The organism is Bombella saccharophila, assembly GCF_026385475.1.
In the GTDB taxonomy this organism is placed as follows: Bacteria; Pseudomonadota; Alphaproteobacteria; order Acetobacterales; family Acetobacteraceae; genus Bombella; species Bombella saccharophila.
On record NZ_JANIDW010000002.1, the window covers coordinates 336,224 to 350,940 of the forward strand.

Sequence of the window (14,717 nt, forward strand, 5' to 3'; positions counted from 1 at the left end):
CTGCTCTATAGAGCGTTTGTGCGCCTAGGATAGCGGTAAGCTGGGGGAAAAGGGAAGATCGCCCTTCAAGGGCTTTCTTGCCTCATATTACGGGCATGTTAGGATGTTGGAGACACTGTGATTGTAAGGAGAGGGGAATAGCCATGCAATACAGACCCTTAGGGAGAACTAGCCTTAAAGTAAGCGAACTATGCTTAGGAACCATGACCTTTGGACAACAAAATACCGAGGCAGAAGGTCATGCTCAGCTCGATATGGCCCTCGAACATGGCGTAAATTTCATCGACACGGCGGAATTATATTCCATCCCTCCGCGTGCAGAGACACAAGGCTCGACCGAGCGCATTGTGGGGAGTTGGCTAAAGGCGCGCGGTAATCGTGATAAAATTATCCTAGCCAGCAAGGTGGTTGGGCGTAGCCAGAATGAGTGGTTCCGCCCCGATGGGGAGAAACCACGCCTGACACCGGGGCAGATTCGATATGCGATCGAGCAATCGCTCAAGCGGCTCAATACGGATTATTTGGACCTTTATCAGCTCCATTGGCCAGACCGTAAGATTAACATCTTTGGTGAAGGGGGTACGACCTTCCAAACCCTCTCTGATGCTGATGAAGTGCCGATTGCTGAGACATTAGGCGCATTGGGGGAGTTGGTGAAGGAAGGCAAGGTCCGTCATGTAGGTTTATCTAACGAGACCGCATGGGGTGTGGCGGAGTTTTTGCGTGTTTCACGCGAGGAAAAACAGCCGCGTATTGCCTCTATCCAAAACGCCTATAATCTGTTGAACCGCACTTATGAGATTGGCCTTGCCGAGATGGGCTTGCGGGAGGATGTCGGCTTATTGGCTTATTCTCCACTCGCGCAGGGCTATTTAACGGGTAAATATCTGGATGGTGCCCGCCCACCGGGGGCGCGGACAACCCTCTTTGAGCGGGGGCAGCGTTACGAAAAACCGGGCGTTGATGATGCGATTCGTGCTTATCAGGCCCTTGCGAAAGAGAGCGGGTTAGACCTCGCCCAAATGGCGATTGCGTTTGTAACCACCCGTCCCTTTGTGGCCTCTAACATCATCGGGGCAACTAATTTGCAGCAGCTTGAGACGGCTCTAACATCCGTCAATCTCACCATTACGCCGGAGCTGGAGGAGAAGATTAACGCCATCCATCAGCTAAACGCCAACCCTGCCCCTTAAGGGGAAGTATATAAAGTAAAGGGAGAGCCGGAGCATCATTATGTTCCGGCTCGTCTTTTAGGGGGCATCCTTTTTTAAGACGCGCCACAGGGCAAGCAAAACCCCACTTAGTAGTGCGAGATAAAGCAGCACAGCCGTGCCGATAAAATGGCGGGTGCGTTTATGGCTATCATCAGCCCATTGGAGAAAGGCTGTGACATCGCTGGCCATTTGGGGGATGGTCGCTTTTGTCCCATCGGGGAAGTTGATAGCCCCCTCTTGCAAAGGCGGCCGCATTTTGAACTTGTGATGATGCGTGAGTGCCGTGGGGTTGTAATAAGTATGTGGGGCGAGTGTAACGCCGGGGGGAGCAGGGCGATAATCTGCAAGCATGTGGCGGATATAATCCGGCCCACCGCGTATTGTGCGGACAATATGGGAGAGGTCTGGCGGGTAGTCCCCCCCATTATTCGCTTTGCCCACAGCGACACTAGGATAAGGGGAGGCAATGGGGCTTTCTAACCCTGTATGGCGTTGTTGTGCCCAATGCTGCAAGGCGGCAACATCTGGTTGTAACGCAATCATATCCCCATAATGGGCATGGTCCATACTATGGCAGGAGCTGCATATTTGCTGGAAGATGAGCAACCCGCGTTCTTCCGGCTTCATAATGGGGGGCGGAGTAGGGGATGCCGCCGTGATAGGGGCGGCGAGAGCAGGGCTAGCGGCCCCGCTGATGAGGGTGAATAGAGCAAAAGGAGCCCATAACAGACGGTGTGGCATCATGACTGTACATCCTTTTGTGAGGATTGTGCGGCTTTGCGCTCTTGCCATGCAGTGAAGGGGAGCAGAACGAGAAACACGAGGAACCATACCAGCAATGCGCCTCGGCTTATCCATGCCCATAGGGGGGTAGCTGGTTGTAGCCCTGCTACGATGAGGGTGAGGAAGGCGAGGAAGAAAAGCCCCATCCCGATGCGGATAAAAGGCCGATAGGTCGCATTATGGCGGGGGGAGATATCCAACCAAGGGAGAGCAAAAAGGACGAGTAAGCTAGAGGCCGCTATGATAAGCCCCCCAAGGCGGGAGGGAATAGCGCGCAGCATGGCAAACCACGGGGCAAGATACCATTCTGGCGTAATATCAGCAGGGGTTTTGAGGGGATTGGCAGGGGTAATGTTATCAATCTTGCTTAATAAACCGGGGAGGAAGAAGATTAACCCCGCCAATAATGCCAGAAAAATACAGACGGCTAAGCTATCTTTGACAACATAAAACGGTGCGAAAGGCCGTGTTGTTTTGTCAGGCTGGGGGCTATCTAGGGTTGGATTGCTAGAGCCTGTCCCGTGGAGGCAGATGATATGCAGGCCAATCAGAGTGGCGATAATGAAGCCAAGGGTAAAATGCAGGATGAAAAAGCGGTGCAGCGCAATATTGCCTAACGTCTCTTCCCCAAGGAGATAAACAAGCAGCGGATGCCCAATAGCTGGCACGGCGTCCACCGCATGGGTAATAACGGTTGCGCCCCAATAGGACATCTGCCCCCATGGTAAAACATACCCTGCAAAGGCTGTGACCATAAAAAGGAGCATCACAATAAGGCCAGAGAGCCAGACAAGCTCTCGTGGGGCCTTGTAGGAGCCATACCATAGCCCTCTCCCTATATGGAGATAGAGGGCTGCAAAGAGCATGCTGACCCCGCCTGTATGGATGCTACGGACCAACCAGCCAGAGGGGACGCGGCGTTCAATCGCTTCAATGCTTTCAAAAGCCTGCGTCATATCGGGCTGGTAGTGGAGGGCAAGAAAAATCCCGCTTACAATCATGAGGCCGAAGGCGGCGATCAAACAGGCCCCGATAGTCCAGAGCAGATTTACCGGCGGCATGGGGAAGCGCGCCATATGGCGGCAGAAAGGCCGTAGGAAAGGCAAGCGGCGGTCAAGCCAATGGGAAGGCGGTGTGGGGGTGTGATTCATCATAGAGGCCGTCCCTTACAGTTGTTGGATTTTGGTGATGTCGTAATGAGGGGAGAGTAAGCTTTCCCCTAGGCGGATGGTGTTATCATCAACAAAATGAAGGGGCGGGACGGGCAAATTATAAGGGGCGGGCATATTGCGTAGGACACGTCCCGCCCCATCAAATTGTGAGCCATGACACGGGCAGAAGAACCCACCAGAGGCCGGTAAGTTTGCACTATCTTGATAATTGGGGACGCAGCCTAGATGGGTGCAAATGGTGATATAAACCCCATAGTCAGCCCGCAGGGAGCGATGGGGGTTTTCAGCCTCGGCGGGTTGTTGATGGATACGTGATTGTGGGTCGGCCAGTTGGGTGAGGAGGGTAGGGTCCTCCAAAGCGCGGAGCATCTCTGGCGTGCGGCGTTGAATAGCAACCGGAAGGCCCTGCCAAACGACTATTTTGTGGCTACCCGGCTCTAAATCCTGCACAGTGACATCAAGAATGGCGTGTTCATGCGTGTTCTCCGCAGAGCGTGCTTCAGTCTGGCGGAGACTATTGAGGAAGGGCGCAGCGAGCGTGCAGGCCCCAGCTCCGCCTAAAGCGAGAGAGCTTGCCGTTAGGACCCGCCGCCGCGTAGGGCGAGGGAAAAGGGGGGCGTCATCCAAAGCTGGGTGCGGCGGGGGGGTATCGTTCTGCTGGGTCATGGGCGCGCTCCTTATCAGGCTTTTCTTTATAGAAATAGCGATAAAGTGACGCAATGTAGAGAAGCCCCCTTATGGGGTATTAGGCGCGTGCAATCAGCTTTTTTGTGAGATATTGGCAACGATGTTTTAGCCGTTCCATCAAAAGATAAATAGCAGGTGTGGTGTAGAAGGTTAAAAGCTGGCTGATGGCCATCCCCCCTAAAATCGCTACCCCTAAGGGGCGGCGGAGCTCACAGCCATACCCATCGCTGATGAGTAGTGGTACCCCGCCTAAAGCTGCGGCTAATGTTGTCATCAGGATGGGGCGGAAGCGGATGATAGAGGCCTGCTGGATAGCTTGCTCGGCTGTCATCTCAGGGTTGGATTTATGGGTTTGTAGGGCAAAATCAATGACCAAGATGGCATTTTTCTTAACAATACCTGTGAGTAAAATGATGCCAATGACGGCAATAAGGCTAAAGCTTTCTCCTGCAACCCAAAGCCCTAAGACAGCCCCCACCCCGGCAGAAGGCAGGGTAGAGAGGATGGTGATAGGGTGTATGAGACTTTCATAAAGAATACCTAAGGTGATGTACATAATGGCGATAGCGGCAAGAAAGGCGAGTAGTGCGTTGGTCATAAGCGCGTTGGTTTCACCTATTGTACCAGTAAACTCCCCATGAATTACATCGGAGACGTGGAGATTTACTAATGTATTTTTGATGATGGTTACTGCCTCATCGTAGCTATGGCCGTCTGTTAGATCAAAAGAAAGCGTTGTGGCGTAATAACCATTGTGATGAGCAATAGTCAGGGGCATGGGGGTTTTGGCAATAGTGGCGACATTATCCAGTGGGATCATCGTCTCTTGAGACGAGGACACTGCCGCTCCGTTGGAATTATTGCCCGAGAGTTTATTGGCAAAAGAGTTCGTCACAGAATCTTGAGCGATGGAGGCTTGTGCGCTTAATGTCCCTTTGCTGCGGACACGGATCAGATTAGAGGCAATCCCCCCGGCGGCTGTCCCAGCAGAGGTGGAAAGCCAGAGATGATGGAGTGTGTTGGGGTACTGGCGGAAAGGGTCATCAACCACCATGACCACTTTGTGGTTGGTAAGGGGGAGATGAATGGTCGAGACAATGCTTTGCCCGTAAGAATCAAAAAGGGCATTTTGGATTAATTGAGGTGTGACATTATAGCGCGCTTCTAGGTCTCTATGGACGATAATATGAGCTGAAGAGCCCATATCTTCTGCATTGGTTGAGAGGTTACGAAAGAGCCCACTCGCACGTAGTTTTGCAAGGAGGAGTGGTGTTGTTTCATAGAGGGGAGTGCTGTTATCGCTTTGGAGGACATAGCGATAATTGCCTGTATTGTTTGTATCATCACCGCCTTGACGGTTATTGCCGAAAGCCCAGAAGAGAGCCTCCGCCCCAGCTTGTTGGGGAATAGCTTTATGAAGGCGAGCAAGTATGGTTTGGGGATTATCGCGTTGGCTCTTAGCTTTTAAGGAGATGAAAAAATCCCCCGTATAGCTATTACGGTTGAAGGTCACAACCGTTTGGACAGCTGGGTCTTTTTGGATGATCGCTTCAGTTTGCTGTAAACGACGGAGTAAGGCTTGGAAGGAGAGAGTTGGCTCTCCAACAATGCGGCCTTGAAGGATGGCGAGGTCCATCTCCGGTAGGGCGGTTTTGGGAAGAATGGCAACACCAGCGATGAGGATAAAGAGACTTCCCGGCAGAGTTAAGCCGGTGAGAACGGGGTGCTTTAAGCTCCATTTTATGGATCGTTCATAAGCTTGTGTGAGGCGGTGTAGGGAGGCTTCCGTATTGGCGAGGAGGAGGCGTATCCCATAAAGGCCCCATATATGGGGGGCATGTAAGAGAGTAGAGCAGGGTTTACAGAGCGGCTCGGCAGAGGTGCGATGGTGTATTGTGAGAAAATGGGCACATAACATAGGGGTGAGGGTCAGAGATAAAACCATCGAGAGTATGATAGCTGCGACCATTGTGAGGGCGAATTCATAAAAAATGGACCCTAATGTCCCTGGGATACATAAAAGGGGGATAAAGACAGCAATAAGGGAGAGACTGATAGATATAACGGTAAAGCTGATTTCACGCGTTCCAATAAGGCTTGCTTGGTAACGCTCTACCCCTGCTTCCATATGGCGGGCGATATTTTCTAGCACGACAATGGCATCATCAATGACAAAACCCACGGCAATCGTCAGGGCCATGAGGGATAGAACATCCAATGAGAAGCCACACCATGCCATGATTGTTAGCGTCCCAGAAAGAGCAACAGGGACCGTGATAGCAGGGATGAGTGTGCTGCCAATATGCCGGAAAAAGAGTGCGATAACGAGGATAACTAAAAGAATGGAGATGATTAAGGTAAGTTTTGCATCCGTAAGGGAAGCGCGGATCGTACGGGAGAGGTCTAAGCCTGTATGAATGCTTACCGTGGCGGGTATCGCTTGTTGGAGGAGGGGTAAACGCTGGGTAATGTTATTGACAATAGCTACTGTATTCGCATGTGGTTGTGGCATGATAGCAATTGTAATGGCAGTTTGCCCATTAAAGGTACTTTCTTGATAAATATCTTGTACGTCATCATGCACTCTAGCGATGTCACGCAAATAAATAGGGTAGAACTTATTACGATAAGCGACGATGAGATTGCGATATTGCGCCGCATTGATGGCTTGGTCATTCGTTTGTAGTTGGATGCGTTGCCCATTGAGGGTGAAAAACCCTTTGGGTGTATAGGCATTTGCTGAGGCAAGAGCGGAGCGAATATCCTCAGGGTTTAACCCCCATTTGTAAAGCGGGTAAGGGTTAAGCTCTACGCGGACTGCGGGGTTGGACGCCCCGAATATTTCCACCCGGCCAACCCCTGTAATTTGTGCTAAAATGGGGCGTATGCGGATGAGGGCGAGGTCATAAAGCTGGTCGCGGGATTGTTGTTTAGAGGTCAGATGGAGGAGGTAGATAGGCCTATCGCCATCTAGCTTAAAGGCTTGTGGGGTGGCGTTTAATGTGCCCGTTGGCAGGTCACTCATAGTTGCGCGTAAAGCGGCTTGGACGTCGCGCAACGCACCGTCAATGTTACGCGAGGGTGAGAAGTCAATAAAGATGGAGGTTTGACCACTACCCGTGCTGGATTCTAGCGTTTGTACATCGGCAATAGAGGCAAGATGCCGCTCTAATGGGGTAGAGACAGAGGTCGCCATTTGTTGGGGTGTTGCCCCAGGTTGGTTGGCGATTACCATGATGGAGGTAGCCGTCATATCCGGCATGGTCGCAATAGGCAAAAATGGTAAAGCAACCAAGCCGGAGAGAAAAATAGCCAGCGCTAGTAGGGTGGTCGCTACAGGGCGATCAATAAAAACCCGACAAAAGACCATGACCCTACAACGTGTCTTTACGCCCTATATCATCACGGCGTGATAGGTTGAGGGGTGGGGACATAGCCATAACCCTGCACATAGGTTGTTGTTTGGGCTACATAGCCCTGCCCTGGTTGGTAATGCGTATAGCCAGGGACGGGATAAGGATAGCCGGGGGGCCCTGCGGGGGGTGCAGGGGGTTGTACGATAACAACATTGGTGCTGGGTGGTGGGGGTGCATAGCTGGGGACAGCATATGGTACGGCATAGCCACCATCATAATAACCACCATCATAGCCGTACCCAAAAGGCCCGCCAGAAAAAACGCGATTAACGACACCATAGCCTAGGCCTGAGCCAACGCCATAACCAAGACCACGGGCGAAGCTATGGCCAAAGCTGTGATGATGGCCGTAATAATAATGACCGTGATGAGCCTCTGCCGTGTGGGGTGTTAACGCACCAATAGCGAGGGCCAAAGCCAGCCCAGTAAAGGCTTTTGGGATCATATTGGTGATGATAGCTCGCATCTTTATTCCCCTTGATGGGATCCTCTTTATCGTGATGGATAGTAATCCCGCGCGGCGGTAGAATGGTAGTGAAAAAAACGTCACGAAATAGTCATGTAGAATGGGCCGTGCCCTACTCGGCAATCGCGGCAAAATGGGCTTGCAGGACATTTTGAATATCGTGCGGGGTCATACAGGCTAAAAACCCCCGCGCCCCAGCATTAATCCAAATTGTTTTATGCTTTTGTGCGCTGCGGTCTATGATAGTGGGAAATGATTCACGGGAGCCAAAAGGCGTTGTCCCACCAGAGACAAAACCGGTGCGCTCGTGAGCTTCCTCCGCTTGCATCATTTTAGCATTTTTGCCGCCTAAGGCTGCGGCTAAGGCCTTAAAATTGACGCGTTTGGCTACGGGGATGACAGCAAAAGCCGCCTGTTTGCGGTCTATTTTAACAGCAAGTGTTTTAAACACAGCCGATGGTTTGGCCCCAATGGCGTGGGCTGCTTGCTCGCCAATATGGCCTTTTTGCGGGGCATAATCATAATGGCGCGTCTCGTAAGAAACCCCCGCTTGGTCGAGGAACAGCGTAGCGGCGGTCTCGTCATGCTGGGAGGTGTCTATGTGCATCATGCAACCCTTTCAATCGCGTGGAACGCTACAACGATATGATGATCGCCCATTATCAAGCGTGTTTCAGCCGGCGGGACAAGCGAGGCCTATGCAGCCCTGCCTTGTTGGGGCGCAGGGCAAGGCGTATCATAAAGACTGGATAAGGCGTTATTACGCAGGAGGAGTCGATGTCCCAACCGCTCGTTGTGTTTGCTGAGTTTGAAGCAACAGAGGCTAGTTTGGCGAAGTTCCTTGAGGTGTGCCAGTATGATGCGCTGCGCTCCAAAACGGATGAGCCGGGCTGTTTAGAGTTCCTCATCCAACGCAGTGTTGAGGAGCCTTATCTTGTCGCTCTTTATGAGGTGTATAAGGATGAGAAGGCCTTCCAAGCGCATGAGGCAGCCCCTCATTTTGCGGTATTTCGTAATGCGTTGAAGGAGCTTGCCATTACAACAAGGCAGATTCGTTTCTTCCATCGGCAATGATGGATGATTTATTCCCAGAGACACGCACCCGGCAGGTTTTAGCCCCCGGGGCTGCGGTGTTGGGTGGTTTTGCTAAAGCAGATGCTCCCGCTTTGTTGCAGGCGATTGAGGATGTTTTAAAACAAGCCCCTTTGCGGCGGTATAAAACAGCCCGAGGGGGCCAGCTTGCTGCGGCCATGACGGCATGTGGTCGTTATGGTTGGGTGAGTGATGGCCGAGGGTATCGTTATGATGAGCTAGACCCTTTGACCGGGCGTGCTTGGCCGACTATGCCGCTTATCTTCCAATCACTTGCGGTGCGAGCGGCGCAAGAGGCAGGCTATGAGCAGTTTATGCCGCAATCTGGGTTGATTAACCGCTATGCCCCCGGTGCAGGCATGGGGCTGCATCAGGATTGTGATGAACAGGTCGTTGAAGCCCCGATTATTTCGGTCTCTCTTGGGTTATCAGCGATATTCCAATGGGGTGGGGCGACGCGCAACACCCCATGTCGTAAAGTGCCCCTCCATCATGGGGATGTAGTGGTGTGGGGCGGGCCAAGCCGGCATAACTTCCACGGGATTATGCCCATCAAGCCCGGCCCTGCTGTTGCGGGGCTAGGCTGGCGATATAATCTCACCTTCCGCACTGTACGGTAAGGGGGGGCTTATTTCGTCACTGCCGAGACGGCATCAAGATTGATGATGCTTGGTGCAGGCTCAAAACGGTGGGGTGAATGCGCGGCTTTATCTGTATCATTTTCCTCCGCCGTGACGGGGGGACGATGAGTGAAGCTGAGTTTGAGCATTACACGCGTATTATTGAGGTAAATCGCCCCCAATTTTTCATCCTGCGCGGGGCTGATGCCATGGGCAAATTGGTCCTCACGCCATGGGGTGATGGTGCGGGAGGTCCAAGCATCTTCATCAGAGATAGAATCAGGCTGTTCATTTTGCTCATCAGAGAGATAAGGGGTGAGCTGCCCATCAGTAAAGCAAGCATTATCCATATAATTTGTGACGACATCACGATAATGGCGCACTTTTGGGGGGCGGGGCATGTAAAAGCCGTTCCAATGGGAATGGTAGGAGCAGCTCTGGGCGCGCCATAACCCATCTTGGCCTTTGTCCATCACACATTGCACCCGCATATGGAGGGCATCATCACTATGTTTAGAGGCGAAGATAATCGGTGTGCTGGCCATCTTTTGGCACGGTAATTTTGGTTCCAAAAGGGCTGGGGCCGGTGGGCGTTGGGAGGCTGGCAAAGGGTCGCCCGGCTCAGCATAGAGAGGGGAGAGGGGGAGGAGGCTAGCAGCCCCACAAATCAGAGCAGGGAGGAGAAGGCGTTTCATAAAGCCGACCGTAAGGCAAATAAAGAGACGATGTAGATTCACAATACTGTATGCGTCACGGTAAGGGAATGGCCTCCCTTAACAAGCAGGGACATTCACCGCTAAGCCGCCTAAGGCGGTCTCTTTATAACGGTGATTCATATCCCGTCCTGTCTCCGCCATGGTTTTGATGACATGATCAAGGGAGACATAATGCGCGTTTGCATCATCACTCATCGCTAAAGAGGATGCGTTAATGGCTTTCACAGCCCCAAAGGCATTGCGCTCAATACAGGGGATTTGCACAAGCCCTGCCACAGGGTCGCATGTCATGCCGAGGTGATGCTCCATAGCGATTTCAGCAGCATGTTCACATTGCTCTGGTGAGCCACCAAGGGCTGCGGTTAGGCCCGCAGCAGCCATAGAGGAGGCAACGCCAACTTCACCTTGACAGCCAACCTCCGCCCCGGAAATAGAAGCGTTGAGCTTAAACAGCCCCCCAATTGCTGCTGCTGTGAGGAGGAAGGTGCGTAACCCAGCCTTGCTATATTCGGGGCAGAAGTCGCGATAATAGCGCATTACAGCGGGGATAACGCCAGCGGCCCCGTTGGTAGGGGCGGTGACAACACGCCCGCCAGCGGCATTTTCCTCATTCACCGCAATGGCAAAGAGGCTGATCCAGTTCATCACATTATGGGGGGAGGGGGCGGCGTTTGTTTTGGCTTGTAAGCGGGCATATAATTTTGCTGCACGTCTTTGTACTTTTAGTGGGCCGGGGAGTGTATCGGTATGATGTAACCCAGCCTCAATACAGGCGAACATAACATCAGCAATGCGGTCCATCCCTCGCTCAACATCCCATAGGGGGCGGATGGCGGTTTCATTTTTTAAAACGATGCTGGCAATATCGGTATGATGTTTCTTCGTATGGGCTAGCAAAGCCGCCCCACTGCGGAAAGGGTAAGGCACATCCGGTAGGGAATAAGACATAGTGCGCGCTTGTTCTTCTGGCGTAATGAATCCACCTCCGACAGAGCAAAAGCGTTGACGTGTGATGAGGCTGCCATCTCGGCTGAAAGCTTCAAACTGCATAGTATTGGGATGGATGGGCGGGATGGTGCTGGTATCAAGGCAAATATCTTTTTGATAATCGAAGGAGAAGCTCGTGCCATTGAGGTTCAGCAGATGTGTGCTTTCAATATGCTGGACGAGCTTTTGGGCTGTATCGGGGTTAACATGCTCTGGCGTTTCGCCCGCTAAGCCAAGCAGAATCGCTTTGATGGTGCCGTGCCCTTCCGCAGTGAGGGCGAGCGAGCCATAAAGGGTGACGACAATACGGGCGGGGTCTTTCTCTAAGGGGCCATCAGGGAGGTCTGCCAGCACATCGGTAAAGCGTTGTGCTGCACGCATAGGGCCGACTGTATGGGAGGAGGACGGGCCAATCCCTATTTTGAATAGGTCAAAGAGGCTGAGCATGAAAACGGGCCCTTGGTCCTGTGAATCCTTCTTCCTTTATGGGGTAAAAATCGTTCTGTTATAAGCCTTAAAAAATAAATTATTCTGATAATGCAACAAACAAGAAACTTTGCTATAAGGGACACTCCCCACTATGCCCCCTCTTTTTAAGAGGGGGAAGTTGGTTGTGCCCAGAGTGTCTCCAAAGCAAGGCGGCATTGTGTGATGAGGGCGGATAGGTCCCCTTGATACAAGCTATCGCTGACATCGGAGGAGAAAATCTCCACCGCGCAGGCCCCGCGGAAGCCCGCATCCCATGTAGCATGGAGCATCTCATGGAGGGGGATGCACCCTGCTCCCGGTATGAGCCTATCTGCAGCGGAGCGTGGTGTGCGCCAGTCGCTAATCTGCACAACATTAATCAGCGTCCCCGCCCGGCGGATGGCGGCGCATACATCAGGTTGTTGCCAGATGTTCCAATAATCAAGGCATAGCCCTAGGGCAGGATGATTGACGGCTTTGATGATGTCTAAGGCTTGGTCAATCGTCCAAATAGCGGTCTCATAATTGATGGATGTGGGGTTGAGCGGCTCTAAGGAGAGTGTAACGCCGAGTTCTTGTGCTAAGGGGCAGAGGCGATGGAGGGAGTCTATCGTATGGTGGATGCAACCATATACATCGCCGTTATCAGGTGCCCCTGTATTGACGACGAATGGTACATTTTGGGCGTAAGGCGCAAAGCGATGCAGGCTTTCTTCTAAGCGGGCGAAGCGGCGTTCAGCCTCTTGGGGATAGGGCACCATCTTACTGGCCCCAAATGTGCGGACTAATGGTTGGAAGGAGCTAAGCTTCAGCCCGCTTTCCTTCAGCAATGCCATTTGCTCATCCAACCGATGGGGGTCGAGTTTGTTCTCACATAGTTCGATCGTCTCAACCCCTAGGGCTGCATAATGCTGAATATCTTCCTCAAAAGACCACGGTTGGGTGGTAAACTCGTTCATGCCAAAGGCGAAGGGAAAGTGGCTCATGCGGCGGCTTCCTCTTCCATAAAGGTGAGAACAGTATGGTTGAACTTCTCTGTCTCATCAAGGAACACCATATGGGAACTTTCCTCAAACTCTACGGCTTGGCAATGCGGCATATGCTCTGCCACCCACCGAGGCCCAGCAGCGGGGAGGACTTTATCCTTCCCAGCAATCATCATGAGGGAGGGTAGTGAGAGATGGGGGAGGACATCTCGCCAATCTTGCGTTGTATGGTCAGCCATCATGAGGGAAGCGGCATAGCTAGGGCATGCGGCCATCTCGTTAAGCAGCATGGTTTTTTCATCCTCAGGCAGGGAGGTGCTGAGGCAATCAGCGAGATTTTGTTGATCAAACGCGCTGCGGTTAAAGGTAAGCTGTTGTTGGAGGAAGGTTAACCCGGCCTCATCGTAGCATGTAGCGTGGCCTAGCTTCCAGTCAGGCGAGAAGAATTGCTTTGGTGTCTGCTGGACGAAAATGGCACTGCGGAGGCGTTTTGTGCCAAAAAGCTCCATATAAGACCAGATGATGGGTGAGCCAATGGACCAGCCAAGAACTGTAACATCATGAAGGTCCAAAGCTTCCAACACATCGCGGAGGTCCGCTGCGAGGCGGGCGATACGATAGCCATGATGCGGTTTGTCAGAGTGCCCATGCCCGCGTAAATCCAGCGTAATGACACGGTATTTTTGTGCAAAAGCGGCGACATTACGGTGGAAGAACCGCCCGGAAAATGTCCAACCATGAATCATGACAAGGGGCCGCCCTTGGCCATGCTCCTCATAATAGAGTCTGACATGGTCGCTCGTGGTAATATGGGGCATCGAAGAATCTCCCTAATACGGCCTTCACTAGGCGTCTTTCATGTAAGATGGTGTGGAGCCTCTTTTCCCTGCAAGGGGGGTGATGATGTTGTAATGTTTTTACCTTACAAAGCGGGTGCGGCAGGGAGCCAGATACGGCATATCGTGCCTTCATGAGGGGGGCTGAGAAAGCGTAGATGGCCTTTATGACGTTCTACAATCTGTTGGACGATGGCCAATCCCAACCCTGTGCCTTCTTCCACTTCTGCGGGATTGGTCTGCTTATTATCGGTAACGCGGTAAAAACGCTCGGTAAGGCGGGGGAGATGATGAGGCGCAATGCCGGGGCCATTATCACTTACAGATAATAAAATGCCCGTACCTTCCCTACGCGCACAGAGGCGGACCTGCAAAGTGTGGTCTGGTGTCGTACCATAGCGGATGGCATTTTCGATGAGATTGAGAAAGAGCTGGATCATCTCATCCTCATCAGCGAGGAGGGTAAGATGATCCTCCTCTTGCTCTACAGTGAGGTTACGCGTGTTATCGGTAAAACGAGGTAGGACTTCCCCCACGATAAGGGCGAATAACTCCCCAACATCAAGGCGTGTATGAGGGCGGTTATGGCTGCGGAGTTGGAGATGAGAGAGGTATAAAAGTCGCTCCACTAGCCGTTGCATACGCGTGGCTTGTTGGCTCATTATCTGTAGATAAAGCGTGCGGGAGGCTTGGTCTGTTGTGCCCTCATTGTCTTTTAGGAGGTCGATAAACCCACTGAGTGAGGCCAGCGGGGTGCGTAGCTCATGGCTTGCATGGGCAATAAAATCGGCCCGCATACGGTCCATTGCTTGCTCTGTGCTATGGTCGGTAAGGAGGGTGAGGACCATCTTATCCCGCCCTTGTGGCCCACTTAAATGGCGCATCGCTAGGCGGATAGTGTGTTTGATGGGGACATCCAGATGAACGATGGCGGTATGGATGGCATGCGGGCTGGTAGAAGGTGAGGTCGCTAAGGCTTCGTGCAATATAGCGCGGCTATTAGGGTGACGAAGGATGGCGCGTAAGCTCTCTTTATAATGTTCTTGCGCGGCTTGATTACAGGCGTGGATCTGCCCCATCGGGTCAAGGATTAAAGCCATACCGGGGATGAGTTCTACTAACTCATCTAATGCCATCTGATGGAGGGGGGCTTTAGCGGATGAGTATGGAGCTGTGTGTGTCTTGCGAGGTGGGTTGTCTTGATAATAACGGGCTAGCACCCACCCTATATAAAGGCAGCAGAGGCATAAAACGGCACCACCACCTAGCCATAG

Annotated in this window: 14 protein-coding genes; 3 read left to right on the forward strand and 11 right to left on the reverse strand. The window is 52.3% G+C overall.

Annotated features, from left to right (window positions below):
- Positions 1 to 143 precede the first annotated feature (143 nt).
- Positions 144 to 1,193, forward strand: coding sequence for an NADP(H)-dependent aldo-keto reductase (locus NQF64_RS05800; RefSeq protein WP_266106781.1), 1,050 nt, complete (start codon positions 144 to 146; stop codon positions 1,191 to 1,193).
- A 57-nt stretch (positions 1,194 to 1,250) separates the two neighbouring features.
- On the opposite strand, the gene NQF64_RS05805 is transcribed toward NQF64_RS05800, so the two are convergent.
- The 6 genes from NQF64_RS05805 to ybaK form a co-directional block, all read right to left on the reverse strand.
- Positions 1,251 to 1,958 (reverse strand): cytochrome c1, encoded by a 708-nt coding sequence (locus NQF64_RS05805; protein WP_266106782.1) that lies wholly within the window; start codon positions 1,956 to 1,958, stop codon positions 1,251 to 1,253.
- A complete protein-coding gene (locus tag NQF64_RS05810; RefSeq protein WP_266106783.1) occupies positions 1,955 to 3,151 on the reverse strand; it encodes a cytochrome b in 1,197 nt (398 codons plus the stop codon). The genes NQF64_RS05805 and NQF64_RS05810 overlap by 4 nt, the downstream gene beginning before the upstream one ends.
- Positions 3,152 to 3,163: 12 nt before the next feature.
- Positions 3,164 to 3,835 (reverse strand): ubiquinol-cytochrome c reductase iron-sulfur subunit, encoded by a 672-nt coding sequence (petA, locus tag NQF64_RS05815; protein ID WP_266106784.1) that lies wholly within the window; start codon positions 3,833 to 3,835, stop codon positions 3,164 to 3,166.
- A 79-nt stretch (positions 3,836 to 3,914) separates the two neighbouring features.
- Positions 3,915 to 7,226, reverse strand: coding sequence for an efflux RND transporter permease subunit (locus NQF64_RS05820; protein WP_266106785.1), 3,312 nt, complete (start codon positions 7,224 to 7,226; stop codon positions 3,915 to 3,917).
- A 32-nt stretch (positions 7,227 to 7,258) separates the two neighbouring features.
- Entirely contained in the window at positions 7,259 to 7,738 is a 480-nt protein-coding gene (locus tag NQF64_RS05825) for a hypothetical protein (protein ID WP_266106786.1), read from the reverse strand.
- A 112-nt stretch (positions 7,739 to 7,850) separates the two neighbouring features.
- Positions 7,851 to 8,348: a Cys-tRNA(Pro) deacylase gene (gene ybaK, locus NQF64_RS05830; protein WP_155572684.1), complete on the reverse strand. Its 498-nt coding sequence runs from the start codon at positions 8,346 to 8,348 to the stop codon at positions 7,851 to 7,853.
- A 167-nt stretch (positions 8,349 to 8,515) separates the two neighbouring features.
- On the opposite strand from ybaK, the gene NQF64_RS05835 reads away from it, so the two are divergent.
- Both NQF64_RS05835 and alkB read left to right on the forward strand, forming a co-directional pair.
- A complete protein-coding gene (locus tag NQF64_RS05835) occupies positions 8,516 to 8,812 on the forward strand; it encodes a putative quinol monooxygenase (protein WP_155572685.1) in 297 nt (98 codons plus the stop codon).
- Positions 8,809 to 9,450: a DNA oxidative demethylase AlkB gene (gene alkB, locus NQF64_RS05840; RefSeq protein WP_266106787.1), complete on the forward strand. Its 642-nt coding sequence runs from the start codon at positions 8,809 to 8,811 to the stop codon at positions 9,448 to 9,450. Before NQF64_RS05835 ends, alkB begins: the two co-directional genes overlap by 4 nt.
- 8 nt (positions 9,451 to 9,458) lie before the next feature.
- Here the strand turns inward: alkB and NQF64_RS05845 are convergent, their stop codons facing one another.
- The 5 genes from NQF64_RS05845 to NQF64_RS05865 all read right to left on the reverse strand — a co-directional run bounded on the left by NQF64_RS05845 (position 9,459) and on the right by NQF64_RS05865 (position 14,579).
- Positions 9,459 to 10,187: a hypothetical protein gene (locus NQF64_RS05845; protein ID WP_266106788.1), complete on the reverse strand. Its 729-nt coding sequence runs from the start codon at positions 10,185 to 10,187 to the stop codon at positions 9,459 to 9,461.
- Positions 10,188 to 10,223: 36 nt separating this feature from the next.
- Positions 10,224 to 11,600 (reverse strand): L-serine ammonia-lyase, encoded by a 1,377-nt coding sequence (locus NQF64_RS05850; RefSeq protein WP_155572688.1) that lies wholly within the window; start codon positions 11,598 to 11,600, stop codon positions 10,224 to 10,226.
- Between the two features lie 146 nt (positions 11,601 to 11,746).
- Positions 11,747 to 12,607, reverse strand: a complete 861-nt coding sequence (locus NQF64_RS05855; protein WP_155572689.1) for a sugar phosphate isomerase/epimerase family protein — start codon at positions 12,605 to 12,607, stop codon at positions 11,747 to 11,749.
- Positions 12,604 to 13,425: an alpha/beta fold hydrolase gene (locus NQF64_RS05860; RefSeq protein ID WP_266106789.1), complete on the reverse strand. Its 822-nt coding sequence runs from the start codon at positions 13,423 to 13,425 to the stop codon at positions 12,604 to 12,606. Before NQF64_RS05860 ends, NQF64_RS05855 begins: the two co-directional genes overlap by 4 nt.
- A gap of 104 nt (positions 13,426 to 13,529) precedes the next feature.
- Complete coding sequence (locus tag NQF64_RS05865; protein ID WP_266106790.1) at positions 13,530 to 14,579, reverse strand: sensor histidine kinase; 1,050 nt, start codon at positions 14,577 to 14,579, stop codon at positions 13,530 to 13,532.
- Positions 14,580 to 14,717 lie beyond the last annotated feature (138 nt).

Bases quoted from the DNA above. Each gene is read 5' to 3' on its own strand.
- NQF64_RS05855 (WP_155572689.1), bottom strand. From the start codon at position 12,607: ATGAGCCACTTTCCCTTCGCCTTTGGCATGAACGAGTTTACCACCCAA.
- NQF64_RS05835 (WP_155572685.1), top strand. From the start codon at position 8,516: ATGTCCCAACCGCTCGTTGTGTTTGCTGAGTTTGAAGCAACAGAGGCT.
- NQF64_RS05850 (WP_155572688.1), bottom strand. From the start codon at position 11,600: ATGCTCAGCCTCTTTGACCTATTCAAAATAGGGATTGGCCCGTCCTCC.
- NQF64_RS05825 (WP_266106786.1), bottom strand. From the start codon at position 7,738: ATGCGAGCTATCATCACCAATATGATCCCAAAAGCCTTTACTGGGCTG.
- ybaK (WP_155572684.1), bottom strand. From the start codon at position 8,348: ATGATGCACATAGACACCTCCCAGCATGACGAGACCGCCGCTACGCTG.
- NQF64_RS05810 (WP_266106783.1), bottom strand. From the start codon at position 3,151: ATGATGAATCACACCCCCACACCGCCTTCCCATTGGCTTGACCGCCGC.
- alkB (WP_266106787.1), top strand. From the start codon at position 8,809: ATGATGGATGATTTATTCCCAGAGACACGCACCCGGCAGGTTTTAGCC.
- petA (WP_266106784.1), bottom strand. From the start codon at position 3,835: ATGACCCAGCAGAACGATACCCCCCCGCCGCACCCAGCTTTGGATGAC.
- NQF64_RS05805 (WP_266106782.1), bottom strand. From the start codon at position 1,958: ATGATGCCACACCGTCTGTTATGGGCTCCTTTTGCTCTATTCACCCTC.
- NQF64_RS05860 (WP_266106789.1), bottom strand. From the start codon at position 13,425: ATGCCCCATATTACCACGAGCGACCATGTCAGACTCTATTATGAGGAG.
- NQF64_RS05865 (WP_266106790.1), bottom strand. From the start codon at position 14,579: ATGGCATTAGATGAGTTAGTAGAACTCATCCCCGGTATGGCTTTAATC.
- NQF64_RS05820 (WP_266106785.1), bottom strand. From the start codon at position 7,226: ATGGTCTTTTGTCGGGTTTTTATTGATCGCCCTGTAGCGACCACCCTA.
- NQF64_RS05800 (WP_266106781.1), top strand. From the start codon at position 144: ATGCAATACAGACCCTTAGGGAGAACTAGCCTTAAAGTAAGCGAACTA.